Here is a 25,763-nt window from a genome sequence, read left to right on the forward strand (position 1 = left end):
CGGGTTCGGCACCAAAATCCACGCCATAGTGGATGCCTTGGCTTGCTGATCCGCTTCATCCTTGGTCTCGGGCAGCAAAACGACATGGCGCCAGCCTGCGATCTGATCCGAGGCATTCCGGCTGACAAGGTGCTGGCCGATCGCGCCTATGACGCCGACAGCTTGCACGACCTCATCTACGAACAAGGCGGCGAGCCGGTCATCCCGCCTCGCCGACATCGCAAATATCAGCACCGCTATGATCGCATCGCCTACAAGCAGCGATGCACGGGGAGAACGCGCCCGCCATGATCCGCGACGGCCTAGCCGCCGTCGACGCTGCGGTGGTGCGCCGGCCACCTCACCGAATCTGCCGCCGAAGCGATCGTTGCCAGCCCTAGGGCGCTGTCGAAGGCCACAGAGTTCCGTCGTTTCGGCGCAAGTATCGGAAAAGCGCGAAGTCCACTATCGGCATAAGCGGCGGTGGCATTGGCGCTCTAGTCATCATCGACGAAACGGTGGTTTCGTCGAAGGAGCAAGCGGCGATCGGGCTCGAAATCGCCATGCAGAATAGCATGGAGGACAGGTGGCCGCCGGCTTGACGATCGGCGTCATTTTCTATAGCTGGAACGGCCGTCCCGCGCTGGAAAGCCAGGATGGCCGGCTCCGCTACATCGCGTCGCCCGGCACCGGCTGGATAGGCGCGACCGACGAGACGGCCACCACCGGCGCCACCCTACGGGCTCATGCCATCACGATCGGCCGCGACGAGTTCGACGATAGGTTTAGCGGGGTGCCGTGGAACGTACCCGATCTGGACGGCTGGTTTCAGCGTCGCGACCCGGCTCGGCCATTCGACAGCTATCGGCGAATGTGCTTCTGGGTAGGGAACTGAAACAGATTCAAATACCGAAATGGCAAAAGCGTCCCACTGCAAACTAAATCAGTAGATCTCCTGCGTGATTGATCCCAGTGTATACGCCGGCGTAACCGAAGCCGACGATGTCAGCGTAGCCGTCACCGTTGAGATCAGAAAGTTCACGGTGATAGTTAAGATCGCTGGTCCAGCCCTGGGCCTGGCTGAAGCCTGCAACGTCGAAGCTCGGAGGTGAAAAAGTGCCTCCCGCATTGCCGAATGCGACCCAAGTGCCCTGCGTGCCAAACCCCACAATATCCTCGAAACTATCACCATTGATATCGCCGGCAGTGCGCGCGAAGCCATTCTGGCTTGCCCAACCTTGGTTAGTGCCAAAATCATCAAGCGCAAGCTGCGGCGCGGCAAAACTACCGTCCCCATTGGACAGCGCGACGTAGGTCCCCATTACGCCAAACCCGATAATGTCATCTTTGCCGTCACCATTCACGTCTGCGGCGACACGGTGGAAGCCGTTGTCGCTTGTCCAGCCTTGGTTTGCGCCAAAGTTTGCTATCGCGAACTGCGGGGCTTGGAAGGATCCGTCACCGTTGCCGAGTGCGACATAGGTGCCTGCTACGCCGAAGCCGATGACGTCGGCGAAGCCATCGCCATTAACATCGCCAGTCGTGCGTGCAAAACCGTCCTGGCTCCCCCAGCCCTGATCGGTTCCGAAGTTGCTGATCTCGAGGGCGGGAGCGGCATAGCTGCCGTTAGACTGCGCTAAAGATACGTAGGAGCCCGCCACACCGAAGCCGACGATATCGGCACGACCGTCGCCATTCACATCCGCCACTGCGCGATGATATTTGTTGTCACTCGTCCAACCTGTCGTTTCCCCGAAGCCGGAAGAAGCGAGCGCGGGCGCCGCAAAGCTGCCATTAGCCGCCCCATAGGAAGCCCACATCCCTGCAAAGCCGAAACCGACTATATCTCCGTAGCCATCGCCGTTTAAGTCAGCCACATGGCGAGGATAGCTGTCTTGGCTCGTCCAGCCGCCTGTTCCGACAGCAAAATTGGAAACTACAACGCTGCTAGGAGAACCGAACTGCAATGAATATAGACCGTCGGCGAACTGAAATTGCTCAACGCTGGAGACCGTATCGATGCCTTCCGTGCTCGCACTGATCGTCACCGTCCCGTTAACGTTGTGCGTCACGGTCGCCTGAGAACGTGATATCGAATAAACCGCTGTGTCTATACCTGTGCCACCGTCTATGACGTCATCGCCCGCGCCGCCTGATAGAACATCGTCGCCTGCATACCCTTTCAACGTATCGGCGCCGTATCCGCCTGAAATATTATCCGCACCTACCCCGCCCAGCAAAATATCGTTGCCGGCGTAGCCGTAGACGGCTCCCAGAACATTTCCGCCTCGGCCATCATAAAGATCGTCGCCAAAATAGAGCTGAACATCGCCAAGGATCGTCCCATAATTGACCACGTCGGTGCCTAAGTCAGCTACAGCGATTGGTTCATTATCCAGTTGGGAATAGCTATAGCCGCCCGAGGCGAAGCCGTAGCGGCCGACTATCGATGAAGCGGAGATTTCAACGTGCCCCGCCAGGCCATTTACATACGCATTAGGTGAAAAAGAATCTACGATAGAAAGTAGATTGCGATGCTGAAAATCAACAGCAGAATAACCGTCAGCATGGCGCAGTGTTAGGTCGAAGATGCGCGGATTGCCCCCGTCCTCCAACTGCTCAAATCCAGTATAGATTGAAAGATCGATATCCCACTGTCCAGATGTGACCAGTTTGAGGGCGTCCTGTCCTGCGCCGCCCTTTACGCCGACCGGCGCTACATATTTTGAGCCATCAGTAGATAGAAAATAGGTGTCGTCGCCATCACCAAGATCAACTATGCCTAGGACGTGACCATCTCCGTCGATCGAAATGAAATCATTTTGATCGTTTCCGGTTAATGATTTAAACACCGAGCCACGGCTTATACCGATGCTCCCGCCGCTAACGTTTATATCTGCAAGTGGGTTGACCGAATAAAGAAAATTGGCAACGCTACCAGGCCTTATATCTACAACACTGAAACCCGATAAATTGAGTAAGTTGTTTGCATAACCCTGAAATGGATCTCCAATCGGAGCATCGATTACCAAATGCTCAAAGTTTAATACATTTTGCCCATGAAATGAGTAGATTTGTCCGGTGAGAATGAATTCATCCATTCCAGTCCCGCCATTTGTTGTGATCATGGCGCCATTCAAACGAGAGGATGGACGAAATTCGAAAACGTCATTTCCTTCGTCCAAGTTATAAATGGCTGAACCGTTTTCCGGCTGACTGGTGATTACATGATCATCACCGTTAGCCAGATCGATCGTTCCATAGATTGCGCCGTAATTCCGGATTGTATCGCTACCGTCGCCCCCGACGACCGTACGGCCAAAGCCTTGAATTATGGCGCCTGATTGGTTTTCGATTAGGCTGCCTGTTCCGGTGACAACTATAGCAGGGCTGTCGGCATATTCTTGGGTTATCAACCCTGACCCGATGTTAAAAAAATTAATTTGGTTGCCTATCAAATTAAAGGCCGGAGCGCCGGATATCGAAATAGAATTCTGGTAGGTATAACTGTCTCCTAGCACGTCGATATGCATTAATTCTGCTCCTTTGGAGCGAAGCTTAAATCAATTTCGTTTTAACGCAACAGATTTGGTAAGACTTTAGGTTGTAGTGACGATTTAATCATTTGAGCCATAGCATGATGCTGGCGAGTTTGACGAAGCCGAGGAAGTTTGCGGCGAGCTTATCGTATCGGGTTGCAATGCGGCGCCATTGTTTGAGCGTTGCGAAGAATCCTTCGATGCCCCATCGCTGCTTGTAGGCGATGCGATCATAGCGGTGTTGATATTTGCGATGGCGGCGGGGCGGGATGACCGGTTCGCCGTCTTGTTCGTGGATGAGGTCGTGCAGGCGGTCGGCGTCGTAGGCTCGATCGGCCAGAACCTTGCCTGCCGGGATGCCGCGGATCAGATCGAAAGGGGGTGCCATGTCGTTTTGCTGTCCGGGAACGAGAATGAAGCGGATCGGCAAGCCCAAGGCATCGACTACGGCATGGATCTTGGTGCCGAACCCGCCTCGCGAACGTCCAAGAGCCTGGGCTTGAGTGCCCCCCTTTTTATCCGCGCTCCGGCTGCCTGGGCCTGAGCACGGATCACGGTTGCATCAATCGCCAGCCACTCAATGTCGGATCATCTGAAACCGCCGCGAAAATCCGATCGATCACACCTTGCTCCACCCAGCGATAATAGCGGCGCTTGGCCGTCTGATAGGAGCCAAACTTCTCCGGCAGATCGCGCCAGCGGCCGCCTGATCGGGCCAGCCAAAGCAAGGCGTCCAAAAACAACCGGCCGTCACTACGAGGACCCCGCTTACCTTTGCGGCCGCCAGGCACAAATTCGCGCAACCGCTCCCATTGATCGTCCCGCAAAACTTCCCCTTCCACGCCTGCCTCCAAAAGCCTGCTTTGAATCAGAAATCCTCACAAGCGTGAATCCCTAAAATGTCACTACAACCTAGAGCGCAGCCCCAAAGCATCGACGCGGACCGCTATGTCGCTTTTCGACATGTTCAAGGCCACTGCGTCGATCATGTCGCAGAACCGTTTATTGGAGGCGGTTGCCGGCCAGGTGAACGAGGTCCGGTTCCTGGCCTATCTTGATATAGCCGGCGACATGGCCAAGCGGATGGGAAACAGTTAGCCGCGCAGGGCGAGGCGCTCGACAGTGTGCGCGTGACCAATACGGGGCAATGGGCCGACGCCGAAGCGGTGCGCGCCTACCGCGCCGCCGTTTCGAAAGAGGTGGATAGCGTCGTGGTGACGCGCAGCGTCGGCGACGTGCCCCTCTTGGCCAATACGCCGCTCGGCAAGACACTGCTTCAGTTCCGCATCTACAACCTCGCCAGCCATCAACGCGTGCTCTTGCGCGCGATGCAGGAAGGCCGGGGGCACTTCACGAGCATGATGGTGGCATGACGTTTGCCGGGCTGCTTTCTGCCTGGCTACGCGCCTATGCGTCCGGTTGGCGAGCGCTTTGAACGTTTGGATCGTCATGACGTGATTCCCGACCGCCATCCAAAACATCATCGAATGGATGTATTCGCGGCCGGCCGGGGGCGGCTGCTACTCCACGGGAAGCATCGCGACGTCCTGTTCGTTGTGAAGCAGCGTTTGCATGAAGCCGCGCGTGTAGACGGTAGGGTCACCGAAGAAGCTCACGCCATCGTCGTGGTAGATGTTCATCAGCATCGTGTCGGCGCTGTCAGGCGGAACGAGTCATGCGCGGCGTCTCCAGTGTTCCGAAAGCGCCTCGCCATCGAATTGGTGAAAAAGCGCGCTCCGCACGGCTGTTTCGAGAGTGACACCATTAAAAGCGCCGACAGGATCGTCCATTCGCCGGTTATGGACAGTAAGCGATTTTCTCTCCGCCATCGTCGCTTTGGCCCTCTCTTCGTCCGCTTTGTCAAAGTCCTAATCGGCCATGGCAAGGCAGGCGAGCAAAATTATTTTCGGCGCGTCGCAAGCGGCCGCAGCAGTATTCCGGGTCTGGAATACATGCGGAACACATAGCCGAAACTGTATTCCAGCCCTTACGCGAGAATGTACTAAGCTGTTGATTTTAGGGAACAAATGGTGGACGCACTAGGGCTCGAACCTAGGACCCGCTGATTAAGAGTCAGCTGCTCTACCAACTGAGCTATGCGTCCACGCTCGCTTTCGGCTTATGCCGTCGGCTGAAAGAATTTGGTGGACGCACTAGGGCTCGAACCTAGGACCCGCTGATTAAGAGTCAGCTGCTCTACCAACTGAGCTATGCGTCCACACTCGCTTTCGGCTTATGCCGTCGGCTGAAAGAATTTGGTGGACGCACTAGGGCTCGAACCTAGGACCCGCTGATTAAGAGTCAGCTGCTCTACCAACTGAGCTATGCGTCCACACTCGCTTTCGGCTTATGCCGTCGGCTGAAAGAATTTGGTGGACGCACTAGGGCTCGAACCTAGGACCCGCTGATTAAGAGTCAGCTGCTCTACCAACTGAGCTATGCGTCCACACTCGCTTTCGGTTCAGTCCCGGATGGGCATCGCCTTGGCGTGGGCGGGCTGTTAGCAGTCACGCTGAGCTTTGCAAACAGGAAATCGCCTGCCGACGCAAATTTTTGTGAACAGGGCGGTTTTAGCCCCAGCTTCCGGGCCGATTGCGCTGTCGCCCCGACCGTTCGATCGCCATGATGATGCCGACACACAGCATGACGGTCAGCATCGACGATCCGCCATAGGACATGAAGGGGAGGGGAATGCCCACCACGGGAGCCAGACCCATGACCATCATCAGGTTGATCGCGACATAAAAGAAGACCGTCGTTGTCAGACCCGCCGCCACCAGCCGCGCATATTTGTCCTGGCTGCGCATCGACACGCCGATCCCCCAACGGAACAGCAGCATGAAAGCGCCGATCAAGAGTACGCCGCCCAGCAATCCCCATTCCTCCGCCATGGTGGCGAAGACGAAATCGGTATGGCCTTCGGGCAGATAGTCGAGATGGCTTTGCGTGCCCTTCAGGAAGCCCTTGCCGAAAATGCCGCCTGAGCCGATGGCGATCTTCGACTGGCTGATATGATAACCCGCGCCCAAGGGGTCGCTTTCGGGGTCCATGAAGATCAGCACGCGGTTCTTCTGATAATCGTGCAGAAAGCTGAAGGCGATGGGCACGATGGCGGCGAAGGCCAGTCCCGATCCGACGAACAGCCGCAAAGGCAGCCCGGCGAGGAACATCACCGTCACCCCACCCGCCGCGATCATCGTCGCGGTGCCGAGATCGGGCTGCACCAGCACCAGCATGAAGGGTACGCCGATCAGCACCAGCGCCGGCCAGATCGCGTTCCACCGCCGGATTTCGCCCACAGGCAGCAGCGCGTAGAAGCGCGCGACGGCAAGCACGATGATCGGCTTCATGAATTCGGACGGCTGGAGCTGCATGAAGCCAAGATTGATCCAGCGCTGGCTGCCACCCGCGACGCCGCCGATGAGTTCGACCATCAGCAGCGACACCAGCACAAGGCCATAGGCGGGAAAAGCAAAGCGCGCGAAATATTCCAGTCTGATCCGGCTCAGCACCAGCGCCATGCAGGAGAAGATGATGAAGCGCACCCCCTGGTTGATGGCCCAGGGCGTGATGCTGCCACCCGCCGCGCTGTAGAGCACCAGCGTGCCGAAACCGGCTATGGCCAGCAGGATGCCGAGGACCCGCCAGGGGAATTGGGTCAAGGGTTCGGGGACGATGCTCATCGCGCCGTGTCTGCCGGAGGAGGGGTATCGTCGGCATCGGCAGGAGCAGGCGTCTGGGCCGCAGAGGCTGTGCTGTTGCCTGGCTCGGCCGCGTTCATGGCATTGGCTGCTGCCGGGGGCGGCGCTTCGCCTTTCTCAATGGCTTTGGCGAGGCGATAGGCGCCCATCTGCCGCGCCATGCGCTCCGCCGGCGTGCCGCCCCAGCCCTTTTCCAACGTCTCCAGCTTTTCCATCGCCTTGGCCTGATCGAACAGGAAGGTCATGGTGTCCGCCGCGATCATCGGTGAGTCTTCGTTCCGGTTGACATGGCCGCCATGCTCCAGAATGCAGGCAATGGCATAGCGGGGATTGTCGAACGGGGCGAAACCCTGGAACAGCGCATGGTCGCGCAGTTTGAAGGGGAGGGATGCATTGCTGCGCACGCCGCCGCCGCGCTCCGCCATGGTGATACGGCGAACCTGAGCCGTGCCGGTCTTGCCCGCCATCAGCACGCCGGGAAGGGTCATCCGCGCCGCGCCCCCGGTACCGCCGCCGTTCACGACCGCGCTCATGGCGTCGCGGATCGTCACCAGATGCTCTTCATTCACTCCGACCGGCGCTGGTTCCGGTCGCTGCGCGCCGAAGATGAAGTTCGGCATCAACTGTTTGCCGGTTGCCAGTCGCGCCGCCATCACCGCCATCTGGAGCGGGTTGATCAGCATATAGCCCTGACCGATGGTCGCGTTGACCGTGTCATAGACCTGCCATTTCTGGTTGTATTTTTTCAGCTTCCATGCCGGATCGGGTACCGTGCCATAGCTTTGGCTGGAGAAGGGCAAGGCGAATTTCTGCCCCATGCCGACGCGCCGCGCCATGCTGGCGATGCGGTCCATGCCAATGCGCTGCGCCATGGTGTAAAAATAGATGTCGCAGCTCTGGGCAATCGCGCCGCGCATGTTGAGCGATCCATGGCCGCGCTTCTTGTGGCAATGGAACAGCGTGTTGCCGACCCGGATCGCGCCGGCGCAGTTCACCGTGTCCATCGGCGAAATCCCCGCCTCCAGCAGCGCCAACGCCACCATCGGCTTCACCGTCGATCCGGGGGGGTAAAGGCCCTGAAGCGTCTTGTTGCGCAACGGCACATGGTCATCCTTCGACAACATGTCCCATTCCATATGGCTGATGCCGTCGGAAAAGCTGTTGGGGTCGAAGCTGGGCATCGACGCCATCGCCAGCACATCGCCATTATGACAATCGATCACCACCACCGATCCACTCTGCGTGGCGAGGCGGCGACCCGCATATTCCTGAAGGCCCGCATCGATGGTGAGCTTGATCGGATCGCCGGGCGTATCGGGTCGAGTGGTCAGTTCCCGCACGATCTTGCCGCGCGCCGTCACCTCGACCCGCTTGGCGCCGGGCTTGCCGGTCAACTCCTTGTCGAACGCCTTTTCCAGACCGTCCTTGCCGACCTTGAAGCCCGGCGTGATCAGCAGCGGGTCCTTGCGTTCCTCATAATCCTTGGCTGATGCCGCGCCGACATAGCCGAGCAGATGCCCGACAGTGGCTCCGCCCGGATAGTTGCGCGAAAAGCCCTGGCTGGGCGCGACGCCCGGCAGGTCGGGCAGGCGTACGGAAACGGCGGCGAACTGGTCGTAGGTCAGTTTTTCGGCGACCTGCACCGGGCGGAAGCCGGCGGACTTGTCCAGTTCCTCCCTGATCCGCTCGACCTCGTCATCGGTCAGGGCCAGCAGATGGGCCAGGCTGCGGATCGTGGATTCCGCATCCGTCATTCGTTCCGGGATCAGGTCGACGCGAAAATCGGTGCGGTTGTTCGCCAGCGGCCGGCCATTGCGGTCGATGATCCACCCGCGCCGGGGCGGGATCAGCGTCAGGTTGACCCGGTTGCTTTCCGACAGCAGATTGTATTTCTCGTTCTCGGCAATGCTGATCCAGCCCATGCGGGTCACCAGCATCGCGCCGACCGCCCCCTGCAATCCCCCCACGACCATCGCGCGCCGCGTGAAGGTGAAGGACAGGGAGGCTTCGGTGACGGTCTTCTTCTTGAGCAGGGGCAGTTTCAACTTCATGCCATCACGCGCCAGCGGTCGATCCGGGCGCATTGCCGGACGACGAAGGGAAAGAGCAGGACCGTCCACAGCATTTGCGGCGCAACCAGTTGCAGCGTGATGCCTCCTCCACCGGTGATCCGCGCGAAGAAGACGCCGCCGGCGATGCAGAAGATAATCGCGGCGGCGGCGATTAGCCAGTCCTGCCGATAGCTGCGCCAGACCATGCGATGTTCGACGGCATCGATGCCGACCAGCGTGACGGTCCACAGGAACATGGCCGAACCGATCGGTTGCCCGCTCGCCATATCGTCGAACAGACCGAGCGGAAGGCCGATCCACGCCCGCCATAATTCGGGCCGCAAGAGCCGCCACGACAGCAACAATAACAGGCCGAAGGGGGGCATCACCGGCGATTGCGCGATCAGTGGCAAAGCAGTGACCACCGATCCCAGCATCACCGTGACGACCGGCGTGCCCGCCAGCCGCCAGCGCGAAGGCTGTCGGCCAAGACGCGGCACGGCGGGTTGAAGATGGGGATCGATCATGGCGTGGTTGCGTTGCCCGCCGGGGGATCGGCGGCGACGGTCGGCACATTGGGATCGGGCCGCGTCACGGTTTCCTCGAAGGAGCGTTCGACCACCACGGCATCCACCTTGGACGGGTTGGCGAGCGGAACCCCATAGGCGATCTCGCCGGCCACCCGCACGATCACCGCGACCGGAATATTGGGTTGATAAACGCCGCCAATGCCCGATGTCACGAGCAGGTCGCCCGGTTTGAACGGATTGCGCCCGGCCGCCAATGCCCGGATTTCCAGCGTCCCGTCGCCCAGGCCCGTGGAAATGGCGGGGACGCTGTCATTGGCCCGCCGAACCGGAACGATATTGCTGGTGTCGGTCAGCAGCAGCACCTCCGCCGTATTGGGCGTGGTGATGTGAATGCGTCCGATCAACCCTTCGGGTGCGCGCACAGGCATGCCTGTGCGCACGCCCTGCCAGTGTCCGGCGTTCAACCGCGCATAACGGCGGGTGCTGGAGGAGGAGGAGGCGATCAGCCGTGCCGTCAGCAATTCGCTGCCATCGTCCTCCACCAGCTTCAGCAGCTTTTTCAGGCGCAGATTTTCCTGCGCGACGGCCTTTGCCTCGATGATCCGGTTGCGGTCTGTCTCCACCTGCCGGCGCAGCGCCACATTCTGGGAACCCGCCTGCCAATAGGATGCGAGTACCTCGTCAATCGAACTGACCCCACTGACCATGTTCTTGAGGCCGACAGACGCCGGGCGCGTGACTTCGCTCGTCGCGATACGGATCGCGGCGAAGCCGGTCGGATCGAAAATGGCGACAACCACCAGAAGCAGGCCGACGGCGGCGCCCGTCATCGCCACCACATAGCTGGCGAAGAGGCTGTATTGCGCCTTCCGGTTGTGCCCGGGGCGTCGGCTGGGTGGCCGCGCCATCGTTTCCCCTTAAGCGGTCTGGAGCACGCCCCGGAAGATCGGATCCTCCATCGCCCGGCCAGTGCCGATGGCGACGCAGGTCAGCGGATCTTCGGCGATGGTGACGGGCAGGCCGGTTTCGTCGCGCAACTCGTCGTCCAGCCCCTTGAGCAGCGCGCCGCCGCCGGTCAGGACGATGCCCTGATCGACGATGTCCGCTGCCAGTTCCGGCGCGGTATTTTCCAGCGCGATGCGAACGCCCTCGACAATGGTGCTGATCGGTTCGGCCAGCGCATCGGCAATCTGGCCCTGATTGATCGAGATTTCCTTGGGCACGCCGTTCACCAGATCGCGGCCCTTGATGTGGATCGTCTCGCCCACCCCGTCTTCGGGCGGCTGGGCGACACCGAACTGCTTCTTGATCCGTTCGGCGGTCGCTTCACCGATGAGCAGATTGTGATGACGACGCACGAAGGAGACGATGGCCTCGTCCATCTTGTCGCCGCCGACGCGGACCGAGGTGGTATAGGCCAGACCGCGCAGCGACAGCACCGCGACTTCGGTCGTGCCGCCGCCAATATCGACCACCATCGACCCGATCGGTTCGGTCACGGGCATGTCGGCACCGATCGCGGCGGCCATGGGTTCCTCGATCAGGAATACCTGCGAAGCACCGGCATTGCTCGCTGCATCGCGAATCGCGCGGCGCTCCACGCTGGTCGAACCCGAAGGCACGCAGATCACGATCTCGGGGAAACGCCAGGGGCGCGATTTGCCGCCATGCACCTTGGTGATGAAGTGCTTGATCATCTGTTCCGCGACATCGATGTCCGCGATCACGCCGTCTCGCAGCGGGCGGATGGCTTCAATCGAATCGGGGGTCTTGCCCATCATCAGCTTGGCGTCGTCGCCGACCGCTTTCACCCGCTTCACGCCGTTCAGCGTCTCGACCGCCACCACGGAAGGTTCGTTGAGCACGATTCCGCGCCCACGCACATAGACCACGGTGTTTGCCGTGCCGAGGTCGATGGCCATGTCCTGAGAGGAGAGTTTGAAAAGTCGCGAGAAGATCGACATGCCTGTTCCTGTTCAGCCCGCATGCCCCGGCGAAGCGAACCGGGACAGTCGGAAAGTTCGCCCCACGTTCCACCCGCCCCCTGGGTAATCAATTTTTCTAAGGCTTGCGTCTCGCGGAAAGCGCTCGCTTGGGCTAGTCACTAATCAATGTCAATACGCCGTCTGCCCGAACATCTGGTCAATCGCATCGCCGCGGGTGAAGTGGTCGAAAGACCCGCCAGCGCGCTCAAGGAAATCATTGAAAATGCACTGGATGCCGGATCGCGCCGGATTTCCGTCCGCATTTCCAATGGCGGCCTCGACCGGATCGAGGTGAGCGACGATGGCTGCGGCATGGATTCGGGCGAGATCGCGCTGGCGCTGGAGCGGCATGCGACCTCCAAATTGCCCGATGACGCCATTGAAAATGTCGCAACTCTGGGATTCCGGGGCGAGGCTCTGCCTTCCATCGCCAGCGTCGCCCGCCTTTCCATCGACAGCCGGCCTGTGGGAAGCGACGGCTGGAACCGTACCGTGGATAATGGCGTGGTCGTCCAAGAGGGGCCCGCCGCTTTGCCGCCCGGCACCCGGGTCACGGTCGAGCAACTTTTCGCCCGCGTGCCCGCCCGCCGCAAATTCCTCCGCTCGCCCAAGGCGGAATATGCCGCCTGTCTGGATGTCGTCCGTCGTCTCGCCATGGCGCACCCTTCGGTCGCCTTCAGCATGGAGCATGACGGCCGCCGCGTGCTGGGCGTGCAGGCCGGGGAAGCGCGGGAAGATCGGGTGGCGGCGCTAACCGACCGGGCGCTGGCGGGAAACCACGTCATCGTCGCACTGGAGCGGGACGGGGTGCGCCTGTCCGGCGTGGCATCGCTGCCAACCTATAATCGGGGGGTGGGCGATCATCAGTTCCTCTTCGTCAATGGCCGTCCGGTGCGCGACCGCCTTCTGGTCGGATCGGTTCGCGGCGCCTATGCCGACATGCTGGCGCGGGACCGGCATCCGGTCGTTGCCCTGTTCCTCGACGTTCCGCCGCTGGAGGTCGATGTCAATGTCCACCCTGCCAAGACCGAGGTGCGTTTCCGCGATCCCGCATTGATTCGGGGGATGATCGTTTCCGGTCTGCGCCGGGCGCTGGACGCGGAAGGGTTTCGGGCTGTGCAGCATGCCGATCCGGCCGGTCTGTCGGCGTGGAAACCGGAGCCGGTGTCGCCCACGCCGATCAGCGCCATGCCGATCTTCGACGCGGTAGGCGCACCTTTGCCGGTCCCGAGCCATATTCTGGCAGACCGCCGCGCCAGCTTCTTCACCCCGCCGCCCCAGGCCCGCGCCGAGCCCGCCGCCGCGCCGGCGCCGGAAGGCAACAGCTTCCCGCTCGGCGTCGCCCGAGGGCAGGTCGCACGCACTTATATCGTCGCGGAGGCCGAGGACGGGCTGGTCATCGTCGACCAGCATGCTGCCCATGAACGGCTGACGCTGGAACGGATGCGCCGGGCCATGGAGGGGCAGGGCGTCACGGCGCAGGCATTGCTGCTTCCCGAAGTGGTGGAACTGGACGAGCCCGCCTGCGACCGGCTGGAAACGCGGATTGGCGAGTTGAAGGAATTGGGACTGGAACTGGAGCGCTTCGGCCCTGCCGCGATGCTGGTCCGCGCGACCCCCGCGATGCTGGGGCAGGGCGATGTGCAGGGACTGGTGTCCGACCTGGCCGACGATCTCGCCGCCTATGACAGCGCCTTGTCGCTCAAGGAACGGCTTGATCTGGTTGCGGCCACCATGGCGTGCCACGGCTCCGTTCGCGCGGGACGTGTCCTCAGCGTCGCGGAAATGAATGCCCTGTTGCGCGAGATGGAAATCACCCCTCGCAGCGGCCAGTGCAATCACGGTCGCCCCACCTGGGTGAAATTGGATCACGCTTCGATTGAAAAGCTTTTCGGTAGGAAATAGAGCGGTTTAAGCCTGATCCGGTTGCGCCGGAGGGTGTAGGCAGGACGTTCCAGTTTCCCTAGAATCCCGCCGGGAAAAGATGTTTGCCCTGCTCATCCAGGCGAAGGATGACCTTGCCGGCCACTGCGCTCAGCGGCAGGTCGGCATAGAGATGAGGGAAGAGGGCGCCGCCGCGCGATGCTTCCCATTTGATCGTATCGCGAAAGGGCGCCAGGTCCACCATCACCATCACCAGATTGTCCTGGCCCGCGAAATGCCTGGCGGCGGTTTCGGCGGCCTGCTGCCGGGTGGACATGTGGATATAGCCGTCCGCAAGATCGACGGGCGCGCCCTTGAACACGCCGTCGGTCTTCAACTGGTCATATTGATCCCTGGTCAGGATCTTATAGGCGAAGAGATCGGTCACGCCTCCGCAGTTTCCACCGCGTCGTCGGCTTCGTCGCTTTCCTCGATCTTGGCGGCGCTGACGACATGTTCGTCGTCGGACACGTTGAAGAGGCGCACGCCTGCCGAACTGCGGCCGATGACGCGCAGGCTGTCGAGGCCCATGCGGATCAGCTTGGCCTGATCGGTGACGAGCATCAATTGATCCCCCTGCGTCGCCGCGAAGCTGGCGACGACCGGGCCGTTGCGGCCGATATTGTCGATATTCGTGATCCCCTGACCGCCGCGTCCGGCGCGGCGATATTCATAGGCCGAGGACAGCTTGCCATAGCCGTTGGAGCAGACGGTGAGGATGAACTGTTCGCGCTCCTTCATCAGCGCGAACATGTCCTGATCCTGCATTTCGCCTTCCTTCTCCGGCTTCCAGGGGGCGAAGCGCAGATATTCCTCGCGCTGTTCCTGATCGGCGCCGGAGCGATGGAGGATCGACAGGGAGATCACCTCATCATCGCCCTTCAGCGTCATGCCGCGCACGCCGGTCGAGGTGCGGCTCTGGAATTCGCGCACATCGGTCGCCTGGAAGCGGATGGCTTTGCCCTGACGGGTGGCGAGGAGGACGTCATCCTCTTCAGTAAGCAGCGCGACGCCGATCAGGCGGTCGCTGCTGTCGTCATCGAAGCGCATGGCGATCTTGCCGTTCGACGGGATGTTGGCGAAGGCGTCCATGCTGTTGCGGCGCACCGTGCCGTTCGCGGTTGCGAACATGACGTGGAGCTCCTTCCAGCTATCCTCATCCTCGGGCAGTGGCAGGACGGTCTGGATCGTCTCTCCCGGGCCAAGCGGCAGCAGGTTCACCATCGGGCGGCCGCGCGTCGCCGGGCCGCCTTCAGGCAGGCGCCAGACCTTCAGGCGATAGACCTTGCCCGCCGTGGAGAAGAACAAGACCGGCGTATGCGTGGACGTCACGAACAGTTCGGTGATGGCGTCCTCATCCTTGGTCGCCATGCCGGAGCGGCCCTTGCCGCCGCGTGCCTGCGCGCGGAAGCTCTCCAAGGGCGTGCGCTTGATATAGCCCTGCACGGTGACGGTGACGACCATCTCCTCGCGCTCGATCAGGTCCTCATCGTCGATGCCGTCGGCGGCGGCGGTGATTTCCGAAAGGCGCGGGGTGGCGAAGTCGCGTTCGATGGCCTCGAACTCCTCGCGCATCACGGCATAGAGTTTCACGCGATCGCCGAGGATGGCAAGATATTCGGCAATGGCAGCCGCGAGTTCGGCGAGTTCATTGCCGATTTCGTCCCGGCCCAGCGCGGTCAGGCGGTGCAGGCGCAGATCGAGGATGGCGCGGACCTGCGTGTCGCTCAGGCGATAGGTGTCGCCGCTGACTTCCGTTTCGATGGCTTCGACAAGGCGCAGATAGGGCGCGATTTCCGCGACCGGCCATTCGCGGGCGAGCAGGGATTCGCGCGCTTCCGCCGGGCTGGACGATCCACGGATGATGCGGACGACTTCATCGAGGTTCGTGACCGCAATGACGAGGCCCAACAAGATATGCGCGCGGTCGCGAGCCTTGTTGAGCTCATATTTGGTGCGGCGGGTGATGACCTCTTCGCGGAAGCGAACGAACGCTTCGATGATGTCGCGCAGGTTCAGGACCTCCGGCCGGCCGCCGCGAATGGCGAGCATATTGGCCGGGAAGCTCGACTGGGCGGGGGTGTTGCGCCAGAGCTGGTTGAGCACGACTTCGGGCGTGGCGTCGCGTTTCAGGTCCATGACGATGCGCACGCCTTCGCGGCTCGATTCGTCGCGAATGTCGCTGATGCCCTCGATCCGCTTGTCCTTGGCGGCTTCGGCGATCTTCTCGACCAGACCGTTTTTGCCGACCTGATAGGGAATGGCGGTCAGCACGATGGAGCGGCGGTCGCCGCGTCCTTCCTCGACCTCATGGCGCGAGCGCATCATGATCGAGCCACGGCCGGTATGATAGGCGCTGCGTGCGCCCGACTGGCCGAGGATCAGCGGCGCGGTGGGGAAGTCGGGACCCGGGACGATCTGGATCAGTTCGTCAATGGTGATGCCGGTGTTGTCGATATAGGCAAGGCAGGCGCGGATCACTTCGCCGAGATTATGCGGCGGAATGTTGGTCGCCATGCCGACCGCGATGCCGCCCGCGCCGTTGACCAGCAGGTTGGGGAAGCGCGCCGGCAGGACCTGCGGCTCGCTTTCCGAGGCGTCATAGTTGGGCTGGAAATCGACGGTGTCCTTGTCGAGATCCTCCAGCAGCGCGTTCGTGACCTTGGCCAGGCGCGCCTCGGTGTACCGCATCGCCGCCGGCGGATCGGGGTCCATCGAACCGAAGTTCCCCTGGCCGTCGATCAGCGGCACCCGCATCGACCAGTCCTGCGTCATGCGCGCCAAGGCGTCGTAGATCGCGCTGTCGCCATGCGGGTGATATTTACCGATCACGTCACCGACGATGCGCGCCGACTTGCGATAGGGCTTGTTATGCTGGAAGCCCGATTCATGGGCCGAAAAAAGAATACGGCGATGGACCGGCTTCAACCCGTCGCGCACGTCCGGCAGGGCGCGGGCGACGATGACCGACATGGCATAGTCGAGATAGCTCGCCTTCATCTCGTCCACGATGGAGATGGGGCTGATGTCCGAGGGGTCGGCGAGGACGGTCTCGTCGGTCAAATCGATTCTCTTTTTGGTGAGTGTATAGTGTTGGGTATGCACTAGCGGAGCGAAACAATTCTGTCACCCCTCGCGCGTACGCGCGCGCCGAGCACGAACTGTACAAACCATGAGATGCATGAAGAGCGGGCCAGAACGTTTGCCGGGGGCTGACATGCGGTTAAGTGGTGCATATAGGCTGTTCAAACGTTATTCACGCGCCGACCCCTAATCGGCGTCATACAAGGGCCGCCTGTCCCCCGGGCGCAGAGGAGAAGATGAACATGCGTTTTGTTACCCCCGTGGCGCTCGCGCTGACTCTTGCGCTGACTGGCGGCGCCATCTCGGCTCCCGCATTCGCCAAGAAGGAAGAGAAGAAGGGCAGCGCGCCCAAGCTCAACGTATCGCCCGATGTCATGAAGGCGCTCCAGGCGGCGCAGACCGCTGCGGGCAAGCAGGACTTCGCGGGCGCCAAGGCGGCGCTGGCCGAAGCGGACAGCAAGGCGAAGTCGAATGACGACAAATATCAGATCGGCGCGGTCAAGCTGAACACCTCCATCGCTGCCAAGGATAGCGCGATGCAGGGCGAGGCACTGACGCAGATGCTCGACAGTGGTCTGACCCCGGCGGACCAGGTCGGTCAGTTCAACGCGGTGGCGGCCGAACAGGCACTTCAGGCGAAGAATTACGATCTGGCGATCTCGCGCGCCAAGGCCGCCGCTGCGGCCGGTTACAAGCCCGACGCGGTGAACGTGACGCTGGCGCAGTCCTATTTCGGCAAGGCCGGCACCGCCAACGCGTCGGTCGAGCCGCAGCGCGGCTTGAACCTGCAGGGCCTCGCGGCGCTGAAGGCGGCGGCTGACGCGACCAAGGCGGCGGGCGGACAGGTGCCCGCGCAATGGTATCAGATCGGCGTCAGCCGTGCTGCCACCGCCAAGTTGCCGGAAGTGACCGAATGGGCGACGCTTGCCTATCAGGCCAACCCGAGCGGCGAAAATCTGCGCACGCTGGTCCGCCTGTTCCAGCAGGCCAACCCGAATATCTCCAACCGCGAAAATCTCGACGTGCTGCGTCTGATGGCGGTCTCGGGTGGCCTGGTGGTCGCGCAGGACTATCTGGAATATGCCGAAATGGCTTCCAAGACCGGCATTTACGGCGAAGTGAAGTCGGCCATTGACGCCGGCCGCAGCAAGGGCGTGCTGAGCGCGAGCCAGGGCGGCGACCTGTATCAGACTGCGGTTCCGAAAATCGCGGGTGACAAGGGTTCGCTCGGTTCGGCCGAGGCCGATGCAAGGAAGGCGGCCAACGGCAAGATCGCGGCCGCGACGGCCGACGCCTATCTGGGCTATGGCGATTATGCCAAGGCTGCGGCGATGTTCGAACTTGCCAAACAGAAGGGCGGCGTCGACGCGGATGAGATCAACAGCCGCATGGGCATTGCCAAGGCGCTGGGCGGCGACACCGCTTCGGCCAAGTCGGCCTTCCAGTCCGTGCAGGCCGGATCGCGCAAGAAGATCGCCGATCTGTGGCTGGCCTATCTCGCGACCAAGGCCTGATTTTTCGGGCGATCGTGACGCGCTGCCCGTGGGGGCGGCGCGTCATGCCTATTCGAACATGATGAACGCTCTGGTCAGGGCCAGGCGACAAGGGGGATGGCTGACATGGCCGCAATTCGACATTCGATTCTGATGGGGTTGTTGGCGGGCACGGCGCTGCTGACGGGGGCGCCCGCTGCTGCGAAGAAGGCGGCTGCGACCGGCCCGGTTATCGAAATGTCGGACAGTTTCCGCGCGGCGACGCAAGCGGCGGAGAGCGCGATCAAGGCAGGTGATTTGTCCGGCGCCCAGACCCAGATTACGGGGCTGATGCCGGTCAGCGATTTCGAAGCCTATGTGGCCGCAGGGCTGCGGTTCGAACTGGCGGTGTTGAAGATCGACCGGCAGGCGCAGCGCGTTGCGCTGAACGACATGTTCAAGACCTCGTCCGTCCCCAAGACGGACATGCCGCGTTTGCGTTATGTCGCGGGCTATCTTTCCTTCATCGTCGGCAATTATGACGATGCGACGGCGCAGCTCGATTATGCCAAGACGCTTGGCTACGATCCCATCGATGCGACCATGCTGCGGGCGGATATCGCTTTGCGGCGGAACAAGGCCAAGGATGCGCGCGGCTTCGTGCAGGACGCACTGGCGCGGCAGCGGGCAGCGGGACAGCCGATCCCGGCCGCCTGGTATGACCGTGCGATCTCCATGGCGTATCAGGCGGGCGACTGGTCCGAGGTCGGGGCGCTTTACCGCGAACGGCTAAGCCATTATGGCTCGACGGGCGACTGGCGGTCCGCGCTGGCGAACTATCTCAGCGCGCCGGGCATGGATGCACAGGCTCAACTGGACCTTTACCGTTTGCAGGCGGCCAATGGCGCCATGGCGAGCGAGCGCGATTATCAGGCCTATGCGCAATTGGCCGACAAGACTGGCTATAGCGCCGAAACCAAGGCGATTATCGAAGCCGGGCGCTCGGCAGGCAAGCTGACTGCGGGTCAGGCGACGACGGCGCAGTTGCTGAAGAGCGCGACGCCCAAGGCGGCGAAGGAAATCGCGGCACTGCCCGTTGCAGCGAAGAAGGCGGCGGCTGCCAAGGATGGGTCGGCGGCGATGACGGTCGGCGACACCTATTTCTCGCTCAGTCAGTTCCCGCAGGCGGCGGAACAGTACCGGCTGGCGCTGAGCAAGGGCGGAGTGGATGCCGGGAAGGCCCATGTCCGGCTGGGCGTGGCGCTGGCGCGATCGGGCGATCTGGCGGGCGCGAAAGCGGAACTGGCGCAGGTGACGACGGGCAACTGGGCCAATGTCGCGGGTTTCTGGTCGGTATGGGTCGATCAGCAGAGCCGCAAGACGGCGTTCACGCCGGTGGTCGTGCCCCCTGCCAGTTGAAAATAGCGTAGGCTGATTTCACGCGCTTGCGATTTCCCCCATCCGTGAGATGGGGGACGTCCATCCATGATCTTCGCGATCACTCAACCGGCAGCGGCACGCCCGGCAGATTTTTCGACGTGCGAATGGTGAGAGATGTCTTCACGCTCACCACATTGGGGGCGGGCGTCAGTTTCGACGTCAGAAATTGTTGGAAGCTCTGAAGATCCTTCGCCACCACCTTCAAAATGAAGTCGATTTCGCCGTTCAGCATATAGCATTCCCGCACTTCGGGCAGGGTGGCGATGTGGTCCTCGAACGCTTTAAGGTCAGCTTCGGCCTGGCTCTTCAGGCTGACCATGGCGAACACGGTGATGGTATAGCCCAGCATCGCCGGGTTGACGACCGCATGATAGGAATTGATCGCGCCGCTTTCCTCCAGCGCGCGAACGCGGCGCAGGCAGGGGGGGGCCGTCAGTCCGACCTTCCGAGCCAACTCCACGTTGGTCATCCTGCCGTCGCCCTGCAACTCGCCGAGGATCTGGAGGTCGATGTCGTCAATATTGGGGCCGGCCATTATTCCGCTTATTTCCTTGCCTGTTAAGAGCAGGTTACCATAATAATATTTCAGGACAATGCAATTGTCCCACTATGCGACGTTCGGATAAGAACCCATTTGCGCCTCTTCCCCTTTGGATCGCGAAGCATTATCGCTGTGTAACGATCTCTCCGACGAGGAATTTGGGTGCGCTTCAACGATCTCATGCAGACGGTTCTTGCCGCGGACAGCAGAAGCGGCCTTGGTGCCGTGACGCTGTGGCGGCAGTGCGTGGATCTGTTGGCGCAGAACGACCGGCATGACCGCACAGTGGTATCCGACGCCGAGCGCGCAGCCCTGTTGGAACGCATGACCGGCTTGCTGCCCAAACTGTCGGAAACGCAGCGCATCGCGACGGTGGTGGAATTGGGCGGGCGGCTGCGGTCGCCGGCGTTGGTGGAATTTTTCGCGGGCGACCGACCGGCCATTGCCGCGGCGGCCGTGTCGCGCGCGAAGCTGTCCGATGAAGCATGGGTCGACATGCTGCCCCGGTTGACGCCGACGGCGCGCGGCGTCTTGCGCGCGCGGCGCGATCTGGGCCCGGCGACGGCGCAGGGGCTGGAGGCTTTCGGCGCGACCGATCTGGTGTTGACCAGCGCGGTCGAGCAGCAGGAAGACATGCTGCTGACCGACGCGATGATCGTTCCTTTCGAAGCGCCCGCCGAAGCAGCGGCAGCGCATGGCGGCACTAGGCCGGAGGAGGTCGCGGAGGACCAGAGCCAGATTCGCAATCTGGTCGACCGGATCGCCCGCTTCACCAGCGCCCGGCGGGCGGGGGAAGCGGTCGAAACACCGCGACCCGCTGAGTCGGCGGGCCCGCGCAGCTTCGCCTTTGAAACGGATGCGGCGGGCGTCATCGTCTGGATCGATCAGGGGCCGAGGGCGGCGCTGATCGGTCTGGCGCTCAACGAGATCGCGCTGGACGGCGGCAGCGGTCCCGATGGTCATGTCGCCGGAGCCTTCATGCGGCGCAGCGGCTTTCAAAATGGCCGCTATACGATTGTCGGCGGGACGATGGCGGGTGAATGGCGGTTGTCGGCAACGCCCTTTTTCGATCCGCGCTCCGGCCGGTTCCAGGGTTATCGCGGCCAGGCTCGGCGGCCCTATCTGCATGAGGTGGCGAGCGAACCGCGAGCTGAGCCGGTGTCGATTGCTGGCCTTTCAGCCGACTCCATCCGGCAGCTCGTGCATGAGTTGCGCACTCCCCTGAACGCGATCTTGGGCTTTGCTGAGATCATCGAGCAGGAACTGTTCGGTCCGGCAGGCGAAGCCTATCGCGACATGGCGGGGAAGATCGCGCTGGATGCGCGGCATTTGCTGACAGCCTTCGACGATCTCGATCTCGCGGCGCGGGTATCGCGGGGGGAGGGGGACACGGCACCGCGTGCGGTCGATCCGGCGTTGCTGGTGACGCAGGTTTCGGCACGTTTCCGGGAGCAGGTCGATGGCCCGCAGATCGACATCGCAATGGCGCGCGGCCTGCCGATGGTACGGATCGATCCGGTGCAGGGCGAGCGCATGGTGCAGCACCTGCTGCGCACGCTGATTTCCGTGGCGCCCGGTGGAGAGCCGCTGGCCGGGGCCTGTCGCTATCAGTTCGATGGAGGCGAAGGACGGGTCGTGCTGGCGATAGACCGACCCTCCAGCCTGGCAGGGATGGAAGAGGAACGGCTGCTCGATCCGGGCTATATGCCGGACGGGAATTGGGCCGATGGACCTTTGCTGGGGCTGGGCTTTTCCCTGCGGCTGATCCGCAGTCTGGCGGCGGGGTGCGGTGGCGCCCTGGAGATCGAGCCGGAGCGTTTCCTGCTTGCCATGCCTGCCATGGCCGAAACCGGGGATGCGGTCGGCAACGGTTGATCCGGTCCGGAAACCCTATGGCAACCATTGCCGCTTAGGAAAGCGCGATGGATGGATTTCCTCATGACGGTAATCTGCTCCGCGCGCCTGTCGCGGAGGATGGGATCGCGCTCGATCCGGCGTTCGGCACGCGTTTCATGCTGTTCGTGGACACTGAGGAAGAATTTGACTGGACTGCGCCCTTCAGCCGCACGGGCCATGGCGTGACGGCGCTGCACGGCATGGCGCGGGGGCAGGCCTATTTCGCGGCGGCGGGGCTGAAGCCGGTCTATGTGACCGACTATCCCGTGCTCGAGAGCGATGCGGCAGTGGACATGATGGGCCGTTGGCTGACTGACGGCGCGGCCGATATTGGCGCGCATCTCCATCCGTGGGTCAATCCGCCGCATGTCGAAGAGGTCATGGCGGCGAACAGCTATGTCGGTTTTCTGCCAGAAACGCTCGAACGGGCGAAACTGGAGATGTTGCGCCGACGGATAGCCGAGCGGTTCGGGCGATCACCCATCGCTTATCGGGCGGGACGCTATGGCGTGGGGCCGAATAGTGCGCGCCTGTTGGAGGAGGCGGGATTTCGTATCGACAGCTCGGTGCGCAGCCGGTTCGACTATAGCGCGCAGCATGGGCCGGATTTCCGCGGGCTGCCGCAAAATCCCTATTGGGCCGGGCCGAACCGGGCGCTGGTGGAATTGCCGCTGTCGACTGCCTTTGTCGGTCTGTTGCGAAATGGCGGTGAGCGGCTCTATCGTGCGGCGTTGGACATGGGGCCGATTGCGGGCGCACTGGCGCGGACACGGATGTTGAGCCGCGTCCCGCTAACGCCCGAAGGAGTGTCGTCGCGCGAGGCGATCCAGGCGATCGACGCGCTGATCGAGGAAGGCGTTCGGGTGCTCAACTTCAGCTTCCATTCGCCGACGCTGGAGCCGGGACACACGCCCTATGTGCGCAATGAACGCGATCTCGTTGCCTTTTATCGCTGGTGGGACGGCGTGCTCAACCATCTGGCGCGGCGAAATATTCTGCCGGCAACGCTGGATCAGTTGCTGAACGCGGTTCCGCCACGCAGACGGGCTTGCCAAGCGGCGTGATGCTGCCTATCCGGGCGGCTATAAGGATTTACTGCGATATCCAGGCCGGGAGCTTCGAAATCGCATCAAGGGTGGGGCCTGTAGCTCAATGGTTAGAGCTGGCCGCTCATAACGGCTAGGTTGCGGGTTCGAGTCCTGCCGGGCCCACCAAATTCTTACTATAACAGTCGCTTGCGGGCATCTTTGCGCTGTTTATCTTGCAGTTCTCAGGCCATTTGCGCGAAAATTTTTTCTTCAAGCCAGGCACACCCGTGCATAGAGCGACCTCCCATGCTTTCGCGCAATGCCCCGGCACTGTTTGGAGAGCGTCGTGCTGCACTTTAGAGTTTGTTGCAACGCGCTGACGAGGATTTCGATAGCAAAGACGTGGTTGTCGGTCGCGATTGCGAAGAATGTCATCTCCAGCCGTTGGAACGCCGCCGCAGCGGTTTGGGGAAAATGGGGCGAGGTGATGGGACGCCTTGGAATGGCCGAACGGCCAACACTGCCGCGCTTGCAACAGCTTCAGGAAGGGATGGAACAGCACGGAAAAGATAGGTGGTCGGGGAGACAGGATTCGAACCTGCGACATCCTGCTCCCAAAGCAGGCGCGCTACCAGACTGCGCTACTCCCCGGCGCGAGGGCGGCCTTAGCGGCGAATTAGGGCGCCCGTCAATCTCGGTTTTATGCGGATGTTCGATCCATGTAAAAAGGGCGGACCGTCGTAGACGATCCGCCCTTTCGAAAATCTCGCTGAAGCGAAGATTACTTGGCGTTCGCAGCGTTGTCAGCGGCGTTCGCGGCAGCGTTCGCAGCATTGTCAGCAGCGTTCGCGGCGTTGTCAGCAGCATTAGCGGCGTTCTCGACAACGTTCTCGACAACAGCGTTCGAAGCGTTCGCGGTCTCGTTGGCCGGCTTCTCACCGCAAGCGGCGAGGGCCAGCAGGCCGGCCGAAGCGAAAACAACAGCGATCTTCTTCATTGTGTACGGCTCCCATAGCATTTTGCCGCGTCAGACACGTTAAATTCGTGGCTTACGCGAGCGACCCGCATTAACGTGTGCGTTGCACAAATCAATGCTTTTCTGCGTCGGTGAAGCGACAGAATCACGCGACAAGCAGTTGTCTACAATAAAAGTTCAGTTAACGCCTAGCGATTCTGGCGCATTCGCGATTTCAAAAAGTGCAACCGCCCAAGCCGCGACATTCTGCTGCAATTGATCCCGATCGATCTTGTCCAATGTATCGTCAGGCGTGTGGTGAATGTCAAAATAGCGGGTACCATCTTGTTGGAGATCGATCACGGGAATGCCCGCCTTGACCAAAGGTTCGATGTCGGACCCTCCGCCCGCCGGCAAGCGGCTGGTGCCGATCCCCAGCGGCGCGAGTCCGGAAGCGATCCGGCTGGCAAGGCCCTCATGACCCTGCGGCAGTCTGAAATCCACGCGCCAGACACGATCGGCGCCGAAGTCCGATTCCATCGCCATTGCGTGCGGTTCCTTGCCATGGGCGTCGAAATAGGCGCGGCCGCCATTGCCGCCGACCTCCTCTGTACCGGCCATCAGTACACGGATTGTACGGCGGAGTGCCCCCGCCTTCGCGGCTTGCAGCGCGGCCGCAGCGACGATACCGCAACCGGCGCCATCGTCGATGGCGCCCGTGCCCTGATCCCAACTGTCAAGATGACAGGCGGCGACGACCACGCCGGCCTTGGGATCCCTACCCGGAATTTCGGCGATGACATTGCCGGAGGGCTGATCCTTCAACATCTTCGACGTCAATGTCAGGTGCAGGCGGACCGGCTGGCCACGTGCAACCATGCGGGCCAGTTGTTCGGCATCCGGCACGCTGAGGGCGGCGGCGGGAATCGGTTTGACGCCATCGGCCCACATCTGGACGCCCGTGTGGGGCTGGCGGTGATGATCGGTGCCGATGGAGCGGATTAATATGGCGACGGCACCCTTCTTCGATGCGATGCTGGGTCCCTGGCGACGGGTCGCGCCGAAATAGCCGTAGGAACTGCCGTCCTGCGTAGCATGCATGGCGTGGCTGACGAAGGCGATCTTGCCCTTCAGACTGCCTTCGGGCGCGGCTTCGAGGTCAGCGAGAGTGGGGAAATAGACCACTTCGCCCTCGATACCCTTTTCCGGTGTCGAGGCACTGTTGCCCAGCGCGGCGAGCATCAGATTTTGCGGGAAGGGCGAAAGCACATGCGCTTCGTCCCGACCGCGCAGCCAGACGGGCATCGTGTAGGGTTCGGCACGGACATTGGTAAAGCCGAGACTCTTGAGCTTCGCCACGGCCCAGTCGCGGGCGCGGGCCTCCTGAGGGGTGCCGGCGGGGCGAGGGCCGATTTCGGTGGTCAGCCCTTCGGTGAAGTCCATCGCGACCGCGTCGGTCAAAGCCGATGCGCGAATCGCCTCCACGGGGGACGGCGCGGCGATGAGGGGGAGGGCGGGGGTGAAGATGCTGCCGAAGAAAAGGGCGGCCAGCGTGCCCGATCGGATTTTCTGCATGGATGAAGGCTTAGCGGGGCATCGCCCATTTGCCAACGCGCTTGGGCTCCGCTAACTCCGCCCG

At 61.8% G+C, this 25,763-nt stretch carries 20 protein-coding genes, 6 tRNA genes and 2 pseudogenes; 11 read left to right on the forward strand and 17 right to left on the reverse strand.

Going from position 1 to position 25,763, the window contains the following annotated elements:
* Positions 1-264: pseudogene (locus F7P65_RS08280) on the forward strand (transposase); the annotation flags it as partial.
* A 301-nt stretch (positions 265-565) separates the two neighbouring features.
* The gene (locus tag F7P65_RS08285) at positions 566-874 is read left to right on the forward strand and encodes a hypothetical protein (protein WP_162854565.1); all 309 of its coding nucleotides are present in this window, start codon (positions 566-568) and stop codon (positions 872-874) included.
* A gap of 43 nt (positions 875-917) precedes the next feature.
* Here F7P65_RS08285 and F7P65_RS08290 read toward each other — a convergent pair whose 3' ends face one another.
* Together F7P65_RS08290 and F7P65_RS08295 are read right to left on the reverse strand one after the other, a co-directional pair.
* The gene (locus F7P65_RS08290; protein ID WP_150291278.1) at positions 918-3,512 is read right to left on the reverse strand and encodes an FG-GAP-like repeat-containing protein; all 2,595 of its coding nucleotides are present in this window, start codon (positions 3,510-3,512) and stop codon (positions 918-920) included.
* Positions 3,513-3,600: 88 nt separating this feature from the next.
* Positions 3,601-4,360: pseudogene (locus tag F7P65_RS08295) on the reverse strand (IS5 family transposase).
* A 106-nt stretch (positions 4,361-4,466) separates the two neighbouring features.
* On the opposite strand from F7P65_RS08295, the gene F7P65_RS21975 reads away from it, so the two are divergent.
* The 3 genes from F7P65_RS21975 to F7P65_RS08305 are packed head-to-tail and all read left to right on the forward strand — an operon-like array spanning position 4,467 to position 5,485.
* On the forward strand, positions 4,467-4,616 hold the full coding sequence (locus tag F7P65_RS21975; protein ID WP_162854566.1) for a hypothetical protein: 150 nt from the start codon (positions 4,467-4,469) through the stop codon (positions 4,614-4,616).
* A 32-nt stretch (positions 4,617-4,648) separates the two neighbouring features.
* Positions 4,649-4,891, forward strand: a complete 243-nt coding sequence (locus tag F7P65_RS08300; protein ID WP_150291279.1) for a hypothetical protein — start codon at positions 4,649-4,651, stop codon at positions 4,889-4,891.
* Between the two features lie 36 nt (positions 4,892-4,927).
* On the forward strand, positions 4,928-5,485 hold the full coding sequence (locus tag F7P65_RS08305) for a hypothetical protein (RefSeq protein WP_150291280.1): 558 nt from the start codon (positions 4,928-4,930) through the stop codon (positions 5,483-5,485).
* 61 nt (positions 5,486-5,546) lie between these two features.
* Here F7P65_RS08305 and F7P65_RS08310 read toward each other — a convergent pair.
* The 9 genes from F7P65_RS08310 to F7P65_RS08350 form a co-directional block, all read right to left on the reverse strand.
* Positions 5,547-5,622: transfer RNA gene (locus tag F7P65_RS08310), tRNA-Lys, on the reverse strand.
* Between the two features lie 38 nt (positions 5,623-5,660).
* Positions 5,661-5,736 (reverse strand) — tRNA-Lys (locus F7P65_RS08315).
* A 38-nt stretch (positions 5,737-5,774) separates the two neighbouring features.
* Positions 5,775-5,850, reverse strand: a tRNA-Lys gene (locus F7P65_RS08320).
* Positions 5,851-5,888: 38 nt separating this feature from the next.
* A tRNA-Lys gene (locus F7P65_RS08325) sits at positions 5,889-5,964 on the reverse strand.
* Positions 5,965-6,088: 124 nt separating this feature from the next.
* Complete coding sequence (gene rodA, locus F7P65_RS08330) at positions 6,089-7,201, reverse strand: rod shape-determining protein RodA (RefSeq protein WP_150291281.1); 1,113 nt, start codon at positions 7,199-7,201, stop codon at positions 6,089-6,091.
* Positions 7,198-9,264, reverse strand: a complete 2,067-nt coding sequence (mrdA, locus tag F7P65_RS08335) for a penicillin-binding protein 2 (RefSeq protein WP_150291317.1) — start codon at positions 9,262-9,264, stop codon at positions 7,198-7,200. The genes rodA and mrdA overlap by 4 nt, the downstream gene beginning before the upstream one ends.
* 2 nt (positions 9,265-9,266) lie before the next feature.
* A complete protein-coding gene (mreD, locus tag F7P65_RS08340) occupies positions 9,267-9,797 on the reverse strand; it encodes a rod shape-determining protein MreD (protein ID WP_150291282.1) in 531 nt (176 codons plus the stop codon).
* Positions 9,794-10,708: a rod shape-determining protein MreC gene (gene mreC, locus F7P65_RS08345; RefSeq protein ID WP_150291283.1), complete on the reverse strand. Its 915-nt coding sequence runs from the start codon at positions 10,706-10,708 to the stop codon at positions 9,794-9,796. Before mreC ends, mreD begins: the two co-directional genes overlap by 4 nt.
* 9 nt (positions 10,709-10,717) lie before the next feature.
* Complete coding sequence (locus tag F7P65_RS08350; protein ID WP_007685698.1) at positions 10,718-11,764, reverse strand: rod shape-determining protein; 1,047 nt, start codon at positions 11,762-11,764, stop codon at positions 10,718-10,720.
* 147 nt (positions 11,765-11,911) lie between these two features.
* Here F7P65_RS08350 and mutL point away from each other — a divergent pair, with 147 nt between their 5' ends.
* The gene (gene mutL / locus F7P65_RS08355) at positions 11,912-13,690 is read left to right on the forward strand and encodes a DNA mismatch repair endonuclease MutL (protein ID WP_150291284.1); all 1,779 of its coding nucleotides are present in this window, start codon (positions 11,912-11,914) and stop codon (positions 13,688-13,690) included.
* Between the two features lie 58 nt (positions 13,691-13,748).
* Here the strand turns inward: mutL and F7P65_RS08360 are convergent, their stop codons facing one another.
* Together F7P65_RS08360 and gyrA are read right to left on the reverse strand one after the other, a co-directional pair.
* On the reverse strand, positions 13,749-14,096 hold the full coding sequence (locus F7P65_RS08360) for a DUF952 domain-containing protein (RefSeq protein ID WP_150291285.1): 348 nt from the start codon (positions 14,094-14,096) through the stop codon (positions 13,749-13,751).
* Positions 14,093-16,771: a DNA gyrase subunit A gene (gene gyrA / locus F7P65_RS08365; RefSeq protein ID WP_150291286.1), complete on the reverse strand. Its 2,679-nt coding sequence runs from the start codon at positions 16,769-16,771 to the stop codon at positions 14,093-14,095. Before gyrA ends, F7P65_RS08360 begins: the two co-directional genes overlap by 4 nt.
* 257 nt (positions 16,772-17,028) lie before the next feature.
* Here gyrA and F7P65_RS08370 point away from each other — a divergent pair, with 257 nt between their 5' ends.
* Positions 17,029-18,306 carry a hypothetical protein gene (locus tag F7P65_RS08370; RefSeq protein ID WP_150291287.1) on the forward strand — a complete coding sequence of 426 codons (1,278 nt, stop codon included), beginning with the start codon at positions 17,029-17,031 and terminating at the stop codon, positions 18,304-18,306.
* 105 nt (positions 18,307-18,411) lie between these two features.
* On the forward strand, positions 18,412-19,683 hold the full coding sequence (locus F7P65_RS08375; protein WP_150291288.1) for a tetratricopeptide repeat protein: 1,272 nt from the start codon (positions 18,412-18,414) through the stop codon (positions 19,681-19,683).
* Positions 19,684-19,762: 79 nt separating this feature from the next.
* Here the strand turns inward: F7P65_RS08375 and F7P65_RS08380 are convergent, their stop codons facing one another.
* Entirely contained in the window at positions 19,763-20,239 is a 477-nt protein-coding gene (locus F7P65_RS08380) for an Lrp/AsnC family transcriptional regulator (RefSeq protein WP_150291289.1), read from the reverse strand.
* A gap of 168 nt (positions 20,240-20,407) precedes the next feature.
* Here F7P65_RS08380 and F7P65_RS08385 point away from each other — a divergent pair, with 168 nt between their 5' ends.
* The 3 genes from F7P65_RS08385 to F7P65_RS08395 all read left to right on the forward strand — a co-directional run bounded on the left by F7P65_RS08385 (position 20,408) and on the right by F7P65_RS08395 (position 23,355).
* The gene (locus tag F7P65_RS08385) at positions 20,408-22,120 is read left to right on the forward strand and encodes a sensor histidine kinase (RefSeq protein WP_240334240.1); all 1,713 of its coding nucleotides are present in this window, start codon (positions 20,408-20,410) and stop codon (positions 22,118-22,120) included.
* Between the two features lie 47 nt (positions 22,121-22,167).
* Positions 22,168-23,205, forward strand: coding sequence for a polysaccharide deacetylase family protein (locus F7P65_RS08390; RefSeq protein WP_150291290.1), 1,038 nt, complete (start codon positions 22,168-22,170; stop codon positions 23,203-23,205).
* A gap of 74 nt (positions 23,206-23,279) precedes the next feature.
* A tRNA-Ile gene (locus F7P65_RS08395) sits at positions 23,280-23,355 on the forward strand.
* Positions 23,356-23,743: 388 nt separating this feature from the next.
* Here F7P65_RS08395 and F7P65_RS08400 read toward each other — a convergent pair.
* The 3 genes from F7P65_RS08400 to F7P65_RS08410 all read right to left on the reverse strand — a co-directional run bounded on the left by F7P65_RS08400 (position 23,744) and on the right by F7P65_RS08410 (position 25,699).
* Positions 23,744-23,820: transfer RNA gene (locus F7P65_RS08400), tRNA-Pro, on the reverse strand.
* A 130-nt stretch (positions 23,821-23,950) separates the two neighbouring features.
* Entirely contained in the window at positions 23,951-24,166 is a 216-nt protein-coding gene (locus F7P65_RS08405) for a hypothetical protein (protein ID WP_150291291.1), read from the reverse strand.
* A 156-nt stretch (positions 24,167-24,322) separates the two neighbouring features.
* Entirely contained in the window at positions 24,323-25,699 is a 1,377-nt protein-coding gene (locus F7P65_RS08410; RefSeq protein WP_150291292.1) for a M28 family peptidase, read from the reverse strand.
* Positions 25,700-25,763: the final 64 nt, after the last annotated feature.

Source organism: Sphingobium estronivorans (genome assembly GCF_008692605.1).
GTDB lineage: Bacteria > Pseudomonadota > Alphaproteobacteria > Sphingomonadales > Sphingomonadaceae > Sphingobium > Sphingobium estronivorans.